Here is a 13,080-nt window from a genome sequence, read left to right as displayed (position 1 = left end):
CGTGGGTGTCGGGCCCGGCGGGCGTCAGTTCCGGCAGACGTCGCCGGAGATCCAGCCCTGCTCGCAGGCGAACTCGATCTGCTCTTCGCGCTCCTGGGCGTTGTCCGGGGCGCCGCGCGGCGGGCCGTCGTCCTCCGGGGTGGCCCGTGGTGGGTCGGGCCGCTCGACGCCGCCGCCGGAACCACCGGAGTCGCTCCCGGACCCGCCGCCGGAGCCGGTCCCGCCACCGTCCGGCGCACCGCCGGAGTCCGGCGGCGCCGGGGCAGGACCGCCGGAGCCGGAGCCGGAGCCGGCCCCGGAACCGGAGGAGCCCGGACCGTCGGAGCGTGCGCCGGACGAACCGGCCGCGGTGTCCGGTTCCGGTGGCGCAGGCGCAGGATCGACGGCCGGCGGCGGCGGAGCGGGTGCGGCCGGTGGCGGTGGGGCGGAGGTGGCCGGTGCCGGCGGCGGCAGGGCTGGTTCCTCCGTCCCGGTCGAGGTCAGCGATACGGCGGACACGGTCCCGGCGGTGACGAGCACGGCCACCCCGGCGGTCAGCACGGCATGCATTCCCGGCAGGCGCATGAATCCCCCTCGGTCTGGGCGCCTCGGTTCTCACCCCACGCGGACCGGTAGTGCGCCCTCAGGGTGATGCGACCCGGTCGTTACGGCGAACGATGCGTCACGACCCGGTGCTCGGCGCAGTATGGCGTACGCCGCTCGGCGTAATGACAGCGACGTTCCGTGACATCTCGCAACAGGGGATCGCCGATCGTGCGGGCGCGGGTACGCGATCATGAAACGACCCGGACCGAGAGGAGGCGATCATCGCGACCGAGACCGTGGACGCCCGTCCCGAGGGCCGTCGTGCCGGACGGGTGACCGCCGCCCGCACCCGCATCGTGGGCTGGGTGCTGCTGCTCGTGCTGGCCTCCCTCGGAGTGGTCACGCTGGTGACCTGGATGCTGCTGATCGACGAGACCGACAGCCGGATCGACGAGGCGCTGCACTCCGAGATCGCCGAGTTCGCCCGGGTGGCAGCGACCGGGGTGAACCCGACGACGGGGCAGCCGTACGGATCGGTCGACGAGATCCTCCGCTCGGTGATCGCCGCGAACGTCGCGCGACCGAACGAGACGATCGTCGGCTACCTCGACGGCGAGTTCCGCCGGGAGTCCCGTCGATCCGGTCCCCAGGTGCTGCTGCAGCACGACCCCGGTTTCCGTGCGCTGGTCGCCGACGTGCGGACGCCCTCCGGTGGCTCGTACCCGAGCGGGTCCGGCGAGGTCCGCTGGTCGGCGCTACCGGTCGGGCTGGCAGGGGACCCCGCCACCGGCGTCATCGTGATCGGCTACTTCACCGAGCGGGAACACGGGTTCGCGAACGAGGCGGCCCGGCTGATGGGTCTGGTGGGGGTCGGGACGGCGCTGGTGACCGCGGTCGGGGCCTGGCTGGTCGCGGGCCGGATCCTGCGGCCGTTGCGCGACGTGGCCGCGACCGCACGGACGATCACCGGCACCGACCTGTCCCGCCGTGTCCCCCAGCACGCCCGGGCCCGTGACGAGATCGCGGAGCTGGCCGGGACGCTGAACGCGATGCTCGACCGGGTGCAGTCGGGAGCGCAGGCGCAACGCCGGTTCGTCGACGACGCCGGGCACGAGCTGCGGACCCCGATCACCATCGTGCGCGGGCACCTGGGCGTCCTGAACCCGCGCGACCCCGACGACGTCGCCGGCACCGTCGCCCTCGTCGACGACGAGCTGGAACGGATGAACCACCTCGTCTCGGAGATGCTCGCGCTGACCCGCGCCGAGCAGCCGGCGCTGCTGCGCCCGGAGATCGTCGACGTCGCCGGGCTGACCCGGGAGCTGTTCGGCAAGCTCACCGCCCTCGCCGACCGGGACTGGCAGCTGGAGTCGGTGGCCACGGTCCGGGCCCGGCTGGACCCGCACCGGATCACCCAGGCGGTCGTCGCCCTGGCGGACAACGCGACCCGGTTCACCGGACCCGGCGACCGGATCGCGCTCGGATCGGAGGCGGTGGGGGACCGGCTGCTGGTCCGGGTCGCCGACAGCGGCCCCGGCGTCGCCCCCGAGGACCACCGGCGGGTGTTCCGGCGGTTCGCCCGTGGCGCGGATGCACCACGGTCCGACGGCGCCGGATTGGGACTGTCCATCGTGGAGGCGATCGCGACGACGCACGGTGGGCGGGTGCGACTCGAGAGCACGCCCGGCCACGGCGCGACATTCACCCTGGACCTGCCGAGGAGCGCGCCGTGAGCAGCCGGATCCTGGTCGCCGAGGACGAGCCGCGGATCGCGTCGTTCCTCAAGAAGGGCCTGGTCACGGCTGGTTTCGAGGTCACCGTCGTGGCCGAGGGCGCCGGCGTCTACGCGCACGCCGTCGGCGGCGGGTTCGACCTGCTCGTGCTCGACATCGGCCTGCCCGGGATGGACGGGTTCGACGTGCTGCGGCGGCTCCGCGCGGCGGGCAGCGCGATCCCGGTGGTCATCCTGACCGCCCGGGACAGCGTGCAGGACACCGTCGCCGGGCTCAGCGGCGGTGCGGACGACTACATGGCCAAGCCGTTCCGCTTCGAGGAACTGCTGGCCCGGGTACGGCTGCGGCTCGAACGTGCCCGGCCGGTGCCCGATCGGGACGTGCTGGCGTTCCACGGTCTGCAGCTGGACCCGCGGACCCGGCACGCCGCCGTCCACGGACGGACGGTGGAGCTCTCGGCCCGGGAGTTCGCGCTGGCCGAGACGTTCCTGCGCCATCCCGGACAGGTGCTGTCCCGCGAGCAGCTGCTCCGGCTGGTGTGGGGGTCGGTCGACACGCTGTCGGGGGCATCCTCGAACGTCGTCGACGTCTACGTCCGCTACCTGCGGCGCAAGCTCGGGCCCGGGTGGATCGCGACCGTGCGCGGGGCCGGCTACCGGCTCGAACCCGGCTGACCGGCGGCGACTACCCTGGTCGTCCGTGTCCCTCACCCTCGGCATCGTCGGTCTGCCCAACGTCGGCAAGTCGACCCTGTTCAACGCGCTGACCCGCAACGACGTCCTCGCGGCGAACTACCCGTTCGCGACGATCGAGCCGAACGTCGGCGTGGTCCCCCTGCCCGACGCGCGCCTGGGCAGGCTCGCCGAGATCTTCTCCTCGGACAAGATCCTCCCGGCGACGGTCTCGTTCGTCGACATCGCCGGGATCGTCAAGGGCGCCTCCGAGGGGGCGGGCCTGGGCAACAAGTTCCTGGCCAACATCCGCGAGTCCGACGCGATCTGCCAGGTCGTGCGGGTTTTCGACGACCCGGACGTGGTGCACGTCGACGGCCGCATCGACGCCGCGAGCGACATCGAGACGATCGCGACCGAGCTGGTCCTGGCCGACCTGCAGACGCTGGAGAAGGCGATCCCGCGGCTGGAGAAGGAGGCGCGGACGCAGAAGGACCGGCGCCCGGTGCTGGACGCCGCGCAGGCCGCCGGGGAGATCCTCAACGGCGGGCGGACGCTGTTCCAGGCCGGTGCCGACACCACCCTGCTGCGCGAGCTGACCCTGCTCACCACCAAGCCGTTCCTCTACGTGTTCAACGCCGACGAGGCCGTCCTGTCCGACGAGGCCCGCCGCAAGGAGCTGACCGACCTGGTCGCCCCGGCGCAGGCCGTCTTCCTCGACGCCAAGGTCGAGGCCGAGCTCCTCGAGCTCGACGACGAGTCGGCCGCCGAGCTACTGGAGTCGATCGGGCAGGACGAGCCGGGCCTGGCCCAGCTCGCCCGCGCCGGCTTCGCCACCCTCGGGCTGCAGACCTACCTGACCGGCGGGCCCAAGGAGGCCCGCGCCTGGACGATCCCGCAGGGCGCCACCGCCCCGCAGGCGGCCGGCGTCATCCACACCGACTTCGAGCGGGGCTTCATCAAGGCCGAGATCGTGTCCTACGACGATCTCGTCGCCGCCGGGTCGATGAACGCCGCGAAGTCCGCCGGGAAGGTCCGGATGGAGGGGAAGGACTACGTCATGCACGACGGCGACGTGGTCGAGTTCAGGTTCAACGTGTAGCCGCATCGCGACGCTGTCACAACACTACTGTTTTCGGTATAGTTGTGACGTGCCTGCCGGGGTCAAGTACCGGGATATCGTCCGCGAGATAGCGCTCGATCACTACGGCTACGTCACCACGAGGGATGCGGCCGAGGCAGGCGTTCCTGCCGTCGAGCTACCCAAACTGGCAGCTCGCGGCGGTTTGGACCATGTTGCGTACGGCCTGTATCGCGTCCCCGACGTTCCGCCGACGAGATATGACCAGTTCGCCGAGGCCCTCCTGAGGGCCGGTGAGGGGGCGTACCTCCACGGAGAGTCGGTGTTGGCCTTGTTCGGGCTCGCGGACGTGAACCCTCGGCGGATCAAGGTCGCAGTTCACAGGCGTGCGCGCGCAAAGCTGCCGGCGTTCATCGAGCTGACGCAGGTGGGAAGTGGTGCGCGTACGACACTCTACGAGGGTCTCGAGTCGCAGACCGTCGCCGAAGCCCTCCTTGAATGCCGTGGACGTATCGAGAACGAACGTCTGGTGGCCGCCGCCGAGCAGGCGAGAACGGAAGGTCTGCTCACCACCGCTGAGTGGCAGCGCGTGACGAAGCGGAGTCGACAGTGAGCTATACCGGCGCGCCGACGAGTGTGCGCTCATCGGAGCAACGCATACGCAATCTCGAAGGCGACGATGGCTTGGCGTTGCGTCGCAGGGTCGGCATGGCGCTGGTCGTCGTCGGCCAGATGCTCCCCGGAGGGGCGGTCAAGGGCGGCAGCGCGATGGCGCTGCGCTATGGGCGCGGAACGCGATTCACCCAGGACCTCGATGCCGCACGTGTGCAGACGCTCGCCCGTTTCCGCAGCGACTTCGAGGAAGCGCTGGCACGGGGCTGGGCCGGTTTCACCGGCCGATTGGTCGAGAAAGGGGCACCGCGGCCGCCGGCCGTGCCGACCGCATACGTCATGCAGCCCTTCCAAGTGAAGCTCGACTATCGGGGCAGACCGTGGTGCTCAGTGAAGTTCGAGCTCGGCCACAACGAGATCGGCGACGCCGACGAGCCTGAATTCCGTCTCGCGAAAGACTTGGCCGAGCTTCTCACCGAGGTCGGCTAGAACCGCCGAAGCCGGTGCCGGTGATGCGCGCGGACCACCAGGTCGCACAGAAGCTCCACGCTGTTTCTGGTGAGGGCAGTGAACGTGCTCGCGACCTCGCCGACCTCCAACTCCTCAACGAGCGTGAGGATCTCGACCTCGAGCAGATCGCCGCGACGTGCGTCCGGCTCTTCGGCTACCGGAGGCAGCAGGCGTGGCCGCCGCCCATAGTTGTGGGGGAGAACTGGGACACCCTCTACGCCGAGGCCGCAGAAGGGCTGGACGTGTTGCCCTCCGCCGACGAGGCTGTCGCGTGGGCCAACGAGTTCGTGCACCACATCGCAGTGGCCGGTGAAGTCGGACATCGACGCTCAGATGCTCCGTAACTGCCGGAACGTAGAATTTGCTCATGCGGCTCGATGCGTCCTCGTTGATCGATCCGGCCCTCCTGCCGCTCGTCGAAGAGTCGCGGGCGTTTTATGCGCGCAGACGCTCTGGCCACGGACCGAAGAGCAGGAGTGAGCTCCTCGCCGTCCGTGAAGCGATGCCCGCGCCCGCTGAGTGCGAGCCATCTCCGTCACTGGAGACGGTGAGCGCTGGAGGGCGAAGCGTGGCTGTGCGAATTCACACGCCGACGGAGCAGTCTGCCCATGGTGTGCTGTTGGAGATTCACACCGGTGGCTTCTATCTAGGCTCTGCCGCGGGGAGCGATGTCCGGAATCGGCGGCTCGTCGATGCGCTCGGCATCGCCGTAGTGAGCGTGGACTATCGACTTGCCCCTGAGAACCCATGGCCGGCAGCGCCCGACGATTGCGAGACAGCAACGCTGTGGCTTGCCGAGAACGCCGTAGCACGGTTCGGCACGACACGACTGGCCATGAGCGGATTCTCCGCAGGCTCCACGCTGGTGACCACTGCGCTGATACGGCTCCGCGATCGCGGGGTTCATGCATTCAGTGGCGCTGTAGTTCAATGCGGGACGTTCGACCTCTCCGCGCAGACGCCGGCTGGGCGCCTCATCGCTGACGAGTACTTTCTCGCTGCATACGCCGGCGACGCGTCAGACCGCACTGACCCGGACATCTCCCCCGTCTTCGCGGAGTTGAAGGGCCTGCCGCCGATCCTGATGGTGATCGGCGAAGACGATGTTCTCTTTGACGACAATCTCGCCATGACGGCGAGGCTTCTCGCAGCCGGTGTCGAGGTTGACCTGCGCGTCTATCCCGCGTCGCCGCATGCCTTCACGGCGCACGCAACCTCGATGGCAGGAGCAGCACTTGAGTCGATCGACGAATGGCTTCGCGGGCAGATCGGATACGCGGTCCAACTCCCCGCCATGCGCCGCTGCCATTGACTGTGAGACGGGCGTGGCAGCGCGTAACCCCCGTGGGTCTGCCGCCGGCCGTGCACCGGCAGGCCGAGGAGATCGCGGAGCGTCACTGAGCACCACGCCCGGGCGTCGACTGTGGATTCCGCGTGGCCGCCAGTCCGTGGGCGGTGGCCAGGAGGCGCCCGCGTGGTCCGCCAGGGCTACGGCGCGCGGCGGTCCTCGCGCAGATCGAGCCGCATCAGGACGCGCGGGTGACCGGCGAGCGTCGAGGTCGTATCGGCGGCGTGGGTGAAGCCGGCCGCCTCGAAGTTCCTGCGGATGCCGGCGTAGGCCATCGTCCGGTCGACCGCGGCGCCCCGGTTGTCGAGCGGGTAGGCCTCGACCATCGGCGCCCCGTTCGCTCGGGCGAACTCGACGGCGCCGTCGATCAGTGCGTGCGAGATGCCCCGTCCGCGGTGCCCGGGACGCACCCGGATGCACCACAGTGACCACACCGGCAGGTCGTCGAGCTGCGGGATCTTCCGGTTGCGGGCGAAGGTCGTCTCGCTGCGCGGGGCGATCGCCGCCCAGCCCACCGGCTCGTCGCCGTCGTAGGCGAGCACGCCCGGCGGCGGGGTGGCGGCGCAGAGCTCCTCGACGAGCGCACCCCGTGCCGGGCCGCGGAGCTCGTTGTTCAGCCTGGACGGGATCCGGTAGCTCAGGCACCAGCAGACGTTGGAGCCGGGGTTCTTCGGCCCGATGACGGCGCGGACGTCGTCGAACACGGTCGCCGGGCGTACGTCCATGTGCTCACGATGCCACCCTGGACCGACGACCTGATCGCCTCGGCTCAGGGGCCCGCCTGCTCGGGGCGTCACACCATCTCGCGGCTCCATGGGCCGTCGGCTCTGACGCGGTCGCCGGAGCGGCCGCGTGCCTCGCTCGTCGTCGCGGCCCCGGCGGGCGACCGTGAGCGCTGGGTGGCCGTCGCCGGCCGCACCGCGGTGGAGACCGGCGGAGAGCGCGACCTGGTCTCCCGCCTCGCCGCCCGCTACTGGGACCTCGAGGACCGGGCCGACGATCTCGCCGCGATCCTGGACGAGGACCAGGTCCGCGTCGTCCTCCACCCGGAGACCGTGCACCGCTACGTGTTCTGAGGTTCTCATCCGACGAGGACCAGTTCCTTCGTGGGCACGCTCCTGTGCACGACGGGTGACATGTCGGGCGGTTCCCTGTTCCGCCGCTGGTAGCGTCCTCGGCATGTCTGCTGCTTCGTGTGCGGCCGCCTGCGCCGCGGTGACGAGGGCGTTCCGCTAGCGGCGGGGCGTTCGCTTTCACACCTTCTTCCTGAGCGTCCAGCCGCTTCGTGTCGGACCGGAGCGGCCTGTCGTGCTGCTCCGAACCTCCTCTGAGCGACGGAGCACCTGGTGTTCTCAGGCATTCTTTCTTCACCCGGGCACGGCCCGTCCCCGGCGCGCGCACGGCTGGTGCTGTGCGCGATGTCGATGCTGCAGTTCTTCATCGCGGTCGACGTGACCGTGGTCAACATCGCCCTGCCCTCTATCGGCGCCGACCTCGGCGTCGGCGGTCACGCCTTGACCTGGGTCGTGGTCGGCTACACGGTCACCGGTGGCGGCTTGCTGATGCTCGGCGGTCGGCTCGGTGACCTGCTGGGCAGGCGGCGCGTGCTGGTGCTCGGCACCAGCTTGTTCGGCGCTGCGTCCCTGCTCGCGGGCCTGGCACCCGAGTTCTGGCTGTTGGTGGTCGCCCGCCTGCTGCAGGGAGCCGGCGAAGCCATCGCACTGCCGGCGGCGATGGCCGTCATCGTCCTCCAGTTCCCTGACGGTCCGTGCCGGTCGCGGGCTCTGAGCGTGTGGGCGGCGGTGGCCAGCTGCGGGCTCGTGCTGGGGTTCGTCCTGTCCGGGATCATCACTGCCCACCTGGGGTGGCGGTGGATCTTCCTCATCTCGGTGCCGTTCATCCTGGTGGTGGTGTTGGCAGCAGTCTTCCTGGTCGGCGACCACCGGACTGTGGACGAGGACAGCCCGCCGCTGGACCTTCCCGGCGCGCTGCTGCTGACCGCCTGCCCACTGCTGTTCATCTTCGGTGTGGTCGAGGCGGCCGAACCGGACACTCCCGTGTGGGTCGTTCCGGTGGCGCTGATCGCGGCAGCGGCTGCCGGGGCCGGGTTCGTGCGCGTCGAGGCCCGCTCGCGCAACCCATTGCTGCCACTGCGCTTCTTCTCCGATCGCAGGCGGGTGGCGGCCAACCTGGCCACGATGCTGCTCAGTGGGGCATTGTCGACCTCGTTCCTGCTCTTCACCTTCTACCTGCAGGACAGGCTTGCCCTGGGGCCGCTGGGCGCGGGCCTGATGATGGTGCCGCTGGCGCTGGGACTGATCATGTTCTCCATGCTGGTGCCTCGGCTGCTGGGTCGCTGGGGAGCGCGTTCCTGTGTGCTCGCCGGAATCGGGTTCACCGCGGCGGCCATGGCAACGATCGCGATGGTCTCCGCCCTCGACGCGGGTGGCGTGGCGCTGGTTCCGGCCATGGTGCTGATCGCGGCCGGAATGGGTTTCGGCATCGTGGGACTGCAGTACATCGCGGTCAGCGGGGTCACCGAGGACGACGCGGGGATCGCGTCGGGCGTGCAGCGCGCGGCCGACCAGCTCGGCGGCGCGACCGGGGTCGCGGTCTGCGTCGGGATCGGGTTCGCCCCGGCCCGGCACGCCCTCGACCCGTACCTGGTCACCGCCCTGCTGGCCGCCGTCGGGCTCATGGTGGGCGCGGTCGTGGCCTGGCGGATGCCGGCTGCGGACCTGCACGAACGGGCCGGGTGACCCGCGCCCCACGTCGCAGGATCAGGCCCGCAACAGGTCAGCCGTGCGGTGGAGCCGGGCCGCCCATGCAGCGTCGTGGTCGGCTCCGTTCAGTGCCTCACCACGTGCTCGAAGGCGTACCCACGCTGCCGCCCGACCGGGGTCGAGGCCCGCCGCCGCGGCGTAGCGCTCGACCCAGGACCACGCAGTCCGGGAGTCGCACATCGCGCGCCATCGCGTCCACGTCCGCCTCGGGCCAGTACGCGCCCACTGTCGTTCCAACCCGTCCACCAGGACATGATCGTGGTGACGCCGCTGGCGAACGAGCAGGAGCCGGCGAGCGACGAGGTCGAGCCGGCTCAGATCCACGGGCCGGCGCGACCCGTCTCAGATGTCCCGCTCTCCCGAGTCGCCGGTGTGATCCCCCTCGGGATCGGGGAGCCTGATCATCGGGTCGGTGGCCAGGTCCCCGGCCCGGATCCGGTACACCCACAGGGTCCGGCCGTAGTACTTGTCGGTCTCCCCGACCCAGGTGAGGCCGAGTCGTTTCGCGGTCGCGATCGCCGGGGAGTTGTCCGGGCGGGCCACGGCGAACAGCTCCTCCACGTCCGGCTGGGTCAGCGCCCACTCGATCAACGCGGTCGCGGCTTCGGTGGCGTAGCCACGCCCCCACGCGTCCGGGCGCACCTGGAAGCCGATCTCCAGGTCCTGGTCGTACGGGGGCAGGAGGCGGATGGCCAGCCCGCCGACCACCGTCCGGTCGGTGCGACGCTCGATCGCCCACCGGCCGCGTGGGGCCTCGAGGTTCTGCTGGGCCTCCGCCCAGGCGGTCAGCACCGCTCGCATCGCGTCGGCGTCGCCGATCCGGTCCGTGGACGGCGTCAGCCACCCGGTGACGTCGGCGACCCCGTAGATCGCCAGCGCGTCATCGGTGTCCTCAGGTCGCCACCCGCGCAGTCGCAGACGCCCGGTCACCAGTTCCAGCGTCATTCCAGCACGTTAGCCCCCGGCCCGTCCGGCCGTCGAGAACCCGTCGGTGGGCTCGCCCGCGCGGTCCCGGGCGGACGTCGTCGGCCACGGTGCCGTCTCCGGCGATCCGGGTGACACCCGAGCGCGGTAGCGCCGATGGCGTAATTCTTCGCGAGAAGCGTTACTCCAGACGGGCCACGTCGTTGTCCGGATTGACGAACGCACCGACTGTCTCGGGTTCGCGATGGGCTATCGCGACCTCTCGAGGGGCTTCAGGGTGCCACCGTTCGGCGATCGATATGCGCCCGACGGTCGACCGAGGTTCGCGGAACGGCCCATCGGCCGTTGGTCCGTGCGCCTCGTTCTCGCACGTCGATGATCAAGCGTGGCGGTATCGCTTTCGCATTCGCCGAATCTGCCGAGCAGTAGGACGCATTGCCGTGACGGGCGTTGCGCCACTGTGCTCTCGGTCACTTTTCTGTGGACTTGTGTAACGAACTACAACGGGGTCTTTCTTATACGGAGAGTAGCTATCCGACACCTGCTGGATAGCACTCTGTGTAGTTGATCAACGACGAGTCGCCGGGCGACGGCGACCGAAACGGACAAAACACCGCAGAAGTGAGGGTCACCGTCCCTTTGCGGGCCGGGGGCACGTACGTTCCGAGGCACCGGACCGTGACACAGCGTTAAGACCCGACGGCCGGCCACACAGAAGAGAAGGAGCGCCATGAACGCCCCCGAGACGACGAACCCCTCCCGCCGTACCGCGCGCAGGATCGCCACCGTCGGCGCGCTGTCCGTGCCGCTGGTGATCGGCTCCGCCGGTATGGCCTTCGCCGGCGGCTACGGCGACGGCGGCCAGGACAAGGACCGCGACTGCGGCCCGTCGTCCGCTTCCCAGGAAGGCGGCCTGCTCGGCCTCGACGCCGCCGTCGACCCCGCGCTGAACGTCGGCGGCGTCCTCAACGAGGGCCCGGTCTCGCAGCACACCAAGAAGCTCGACGCGTCCAACTCGGGCATCGTCCAGTCCGGCTGCGGAGCCGGCGAGGCCGTCCAGGTCGACGACCTGGTGGGTCTGGGCCTCGACGTCAGCCCGTCCGCCAACATCGGCGGCATCGGGAACTCCGGCCCGGTCGAGCAGTCGACCGTCGACGTCGACGAGTCCAACAGCGGTGTCCTGCAGTCCGGCTCCGGCGAGGGCAGCCACGGTGGCGGTCACGCCTCGCAGAAGGGCGGCCTGATCGACATCGACGCCGCGGTGAACCCGTCGCTCAACATCGGCGGCATCCTCTCCAGCGGCGCGGTCTCGCAGTCGACCACGTCGGTGGACCAGGGCAACTCGGGGATCGTCCAGGGCTGAGCAGCCCTGGCGTGAGGCACGTGCCGCCCGGGCCGCTGGACCCGGCCCGGGCGGCACGGCCGACCGGAACAACCAGGCTTGCTCAGAAGTCCCGGCGGACCAGCATCCGCCACGCCCACCCGGCCGCGATCTCCGGGGCGGGCAGCGGATCGCGTTCCAGCCAGCTCGCCGCGACGCCGAGCAGCGACCACGTCATCCCGGCGGCGAACACGTCGAGCGGGATGCCCGCGTCGAGCTCCGTGAACCCCATCCGCCGGGCGATGTCGGCGACGAAATCCTGGATCCCGGCCGCCGCCTCCGGGGCGGTCGCCCCGCCGAGCGCCTGCCGGTAGAGCGTGTCGTGGTCGGCGACGTGGGCGAACCAGCGCCGGAGCGCGTCCGGGGGTTCCGGGCCGACATCGGTCGTCACGAGCTCGGACAGATCTGCCCCCGCGGCGAGGGCCTGCGCGCTCAGCGCGTCCGCGAGCAGCGCCTCTTTGTCGGTGTAGTGCTGGTAGAAGCTGCTGCGGTTGACCCCGGCCCGCTCCGCCACGTCCGCCACCGCGATCGACTCCAGCGGGTGGTCACGGGCCAGGGCGAGCAGCGCGTCCTGCAGCCGCCCACGCGTCCGCACGACCCGGGGATCCATGACGAGCATCCTCGCAGGCCCCGCCGTCCGGCTCCGTCACCGACCGTCGGCATCGGACGCATCGAGCTCAGTCGCAGTCGAGCACCGGTGTCCACGTCGCACCGCACGGGGCGGGCGGAGCGGAGGCCGTCGCCGGGTCGGCGGCTCCGCCGAACCCGCTCAGCGCGAGGACGGCGACGGTGCCGATCAGGAACATCCGGGGTCCGGCGGGACGAGGCAGCGGGCGGCGTCGGTGCGTGACCATGCCCGTCCATCGGTCGTGCCCCGTTGCGCCGTTTCGCGGTACCGGGTGGAGTCATCAGGATTGCCGATGCCGCGGACGCTGTTAGGTTCACCGTCCGTCCGTTCCCGGGAGGCGCTCGTTGGCCGCTTGCACGATCACTGTGCGGGAGCTGGGTCCCGACGGTTGGCAGATCTGGCGGGACCTGCGGCTGGCCGCGCTCGCCGAGGCGCCGGGGGCGTTCCACAGCCGGCTCGAGGACTGGCTCGGCGCGGGGGAGCCGGAGTGGCGGGAGCGGCTCACCGCGCCCGGCCACTACCTGGTCGCCGAGCTGGACGGGCGGCCCTGCGGCCAGGTCGTCGCCGTGCCGCCGGACCAGGACGGGACCGCCGACCTGATCGCGCTCTGGGTCGCGCCGCACGTCCGCGGTCGCGGCGCCGCCGACGCCCTGGTGATCGAGGTGCTCGCCCGCGCCGCCGTCTGGGGTGCCACCCGTCTGGCGCTGCACGTCGTGGTCGGCAACGAGCGGGCGGCCGGCCTCTACCGCAGGCACGGGTTCGCCGACCTCGGCCCGATCGAGCGCCCGGACGGCATCACCGAGCACCGGATGGAGCGGGCCGTGCCGTCCTTGTGACCGTGCGGTCCACATGCTCTGAACCCGCCCGGACCTGCGCAGACACCG

The 13,080-nt window shown here is 70.9% G+C and carries 16 protein-coding genes; 11 read left to right on the top strand and 5 right to left on the bottom strand.

The window, feature by feature from the left end; genetic code table 11:
* Positions 1–24 precede the first annotated feature (24 nt).
* Complete coding sequence (locus JOF36_RS32525; protein ID WP_210034440.1) at positions 25–564, bottom strand: hypothetical protein; 540 nt, start codon at positions 562–564, stop codon at positions 25–27.
* 257 nt (positions 565–821) lie between these two features.
* Between JOF36_RS32525 and JOF36_RS41135 the strand changes: the two genes are divergently transcribed.
* Genes JOF36_RS41135 through JOF36_RS32490 form a run of 7 tightly spaced genes read left to right on the top strand, consistent with a single transcriptional unit; the run spans position 822 to position 6,444 of the window.
* The gene (locus JOF36_RS41135; RefSeq protein ID WP_307862702.1) at positions 822–2,258 is read left to right on the top strand and encodes a sensor histidine kinase; all 1,437 of its coding nucleotides are present in this window, start codon (positions 822–824) and stop codon (positions 2,256–2,258) included.
* A complete protein-coding gene (locus JOF36_RS32515; protein WP_210034439.1) occupies positions 2,255–2,932 on the top strand; it encodes a response regulator transcription factor in 678 nt (225 codons plus the stop codon). Before JOF36_RS41135 ends, JOF36_RS32515 begins: the two co-directional genes overlap by 4 nt.
* 25 nt (positions 2,933–2,957) lie before the next feature.
* Positions 2,958–4,031 (top strand): redox-regulated ATPase YchF, encoded by a 1,074-nt coding sequence (ychF, locus tag JOF36_RS32510; protein ID WP_210034438.1) that lies wholly within the window; start codon positions 2,958–2,960, stop codon positions 4,029–4,031.
* A gap of 49 nt (positions 4,032–4,080) precedes the next feature.
* Positions 4,081–4,623, top strand: a complete 543-nt coding sequence (locus JOF36_RS32505; protein ID WP_210034437.1) for a type IV toxin-antitoxin system AbiEi family antitoxin domain-containing protein — start codon at positions 4,081–4,083, stop codon at positions 4,621–4,623.
* Positions 4,620–5,111, top strand: a complete 492-nt coding sequence (locus tag JOF36_RS40445; protein WP_210034435.1) for a nucleotidyl transferase AbiEii/AbiGii toxin family protein — start codon at positions 4,620–4,622, stop codon at positions 5,109–5,111. Before JOF36_RS32505 ends, JOF36_RS40445 begins: the two co-directional genes overlap by 4 nt.
* A 14-nt stretch (positions 5,112–5,125) precedes the next feature.
* The gene (locus JOF36_RS40440; protein ID WP_307862701.1) at positions 5,126–5,476 is read left to right on the top strand and encodes a nucleotidyl transferase AbiEii/AbiGii toxin family protein; all 351 of its coding nucleotides are present in this window, start codon (positions 5,126–5,128) and stop codon (positions 5,474–5,476) included.
* A 23-nt stretch (positions 5,477–5,499) separates the two neighbouring features.
* Positions 5,500–6,444, top strand: coding sequence for an alpha/beta hydrolase (locus tag JOF36_RS32490; protein WP_210034425.1), 945 nt, complete (start codon positions 5,500–5,502; stop codon positions 6,442–6,444).
* Between the two features lie 176 nt (positions 6,445–6,620).
* On the opposite strand, the gene JOF36_RS32485 is transcribed toward JOF36_RS32490, so the two are convergent.
* Positions 6,621–7,205, bottom strand: coding sequence for a GNAT family N-acetyltransferase (locus JOF36_RS32485; RefSeq protein ID WP_210034423.1), 585 nt, complete (start codon positions 7,203–7,205; stop codon positions 6,621–6,623).
* A 9-nt stretch (positions 7,206–7,214) separates the two neighbouring features.
* Here JOF36_RS32485 and JOF36_RS32480 point away from each other — a divergent pair, with 9 nt between their 5' ends.
* Together JOF36_RS32480 and JOF36_RS32475 are read left to right on the top strand one after the other, a co-directional pair.
* Complete coding sequence (locus JOF36_RS32480; RefSeq protein WP_245351060.1) at positions 7,215–7,556, top strand: pyridoxamine 5'-phosphate oxidase family protein; 342 nt, start codon at positions 7,215–7,217, stop codon at positions 7,554–7,556.
* Positions 7,557–7,826: 270 nt separating this feature from the next.
* On the top strand, positions 7,827–9,239 hold the full coding sequence (locus JOF36_RS32475) for an MFS transporter (protein ID WP_307862700.1): 1,413 nt from the start codon (positions 7,827–7,829) through the stop codon (positions 9,237–9,239).
* A 366-nt stretch (positions 9,240–9,605) separates the two neighbouring features.
* On the opposite strand, the gene JOF36_RS32470 is transcribed toward JOF36_RS32475, so the two are convergent.
* Positions 9,606–10,208, bottom strand: coding sequence for a GNAT family N-acetyltransferase (locus JOF36_RS32470; RefSeq protein WP_210034420.1), 603 nt, complete (start codon positions 10,206–10,208; stop codon positions 9,606–9,608).
* Between the two features lie 709 nt (positions 10,209–10,917).
* Between JOF36_RS32470 and JOF36_RS32465 the strand changes: the two genes are divergently transcribed.
* A complete protein-coding gene (locus JOF36_RS32465; protein WP_210034418.1) occupies positions 10,918–11,550 on the top strand; it encodes a hypothetical protein in 633 nt (210 codons plus the stop codon).
* A gap of 82 nt (positions 11,551–11,632) precedes the next feature.
* Here JOF36_RS32465 and JOF36_RS32460 read toward each other — a convergent pair whose 3' ends face one another.
* The gene (locus JOF36_RS32460) at positions 11,633–12,178 is read right to left on the bottom strand and encodes a TetR/AcrR family transcriptional regulator (RefSeq protein WP_210034416.1); all 546 of its coding nucleotides are present in this window, start codon (positions 12,176–12,178) and stop codon (positions 11,633–11,635) included.
* 67 nt (positions 12,179–12,245) lie between these two features.
* Positions 12,246–12,422 (bottom strand): hypothetical protein, encoded by a 177-nt coding sequence (locus tag JOF36_RS32455; RefSeq protein WP_210034414.1) that lies wholly within the window; start codon positions 12,420–12,422, stop codon positions 12,246–12,248.
* A 139-nt stretch (positions 12,423–12,561) separates the two neighbouring features.
* On the opposite strand from JOF36_RS32455, the gene JOF36_RS32450 reads away from it, so the two are divergent.
* Positions 12,562–13,032, top strand: a complete 471-nt coding sequence (locus JOF36_RS32450; RefSeq protein WP_210034412.1) for a GNAT family N-acetyltransferase — start codon at positions 12,562–12,564, stop codon at positions 13,030–13,032.
* Positions 13,033–13,080 lie beyond the last annotated feature (48 nt).

Source organism: Pseudonocardia parietis (assembly GCF_017876315.1).
In the GTDB taxonomy this organism is placed as follows: domain Bacteria; phylum Actinomycetota; class Actinomycetes; order Mycobacteriales; family Pseudonocardiaceae; genus Pseudonocardia; species Pseudonocardia parietis.
The sequence above is the reverse complement of the archived record's forward strand: the minus strand, read 5'-3'. Positions and strand labels throughout refer to the sequence as shown.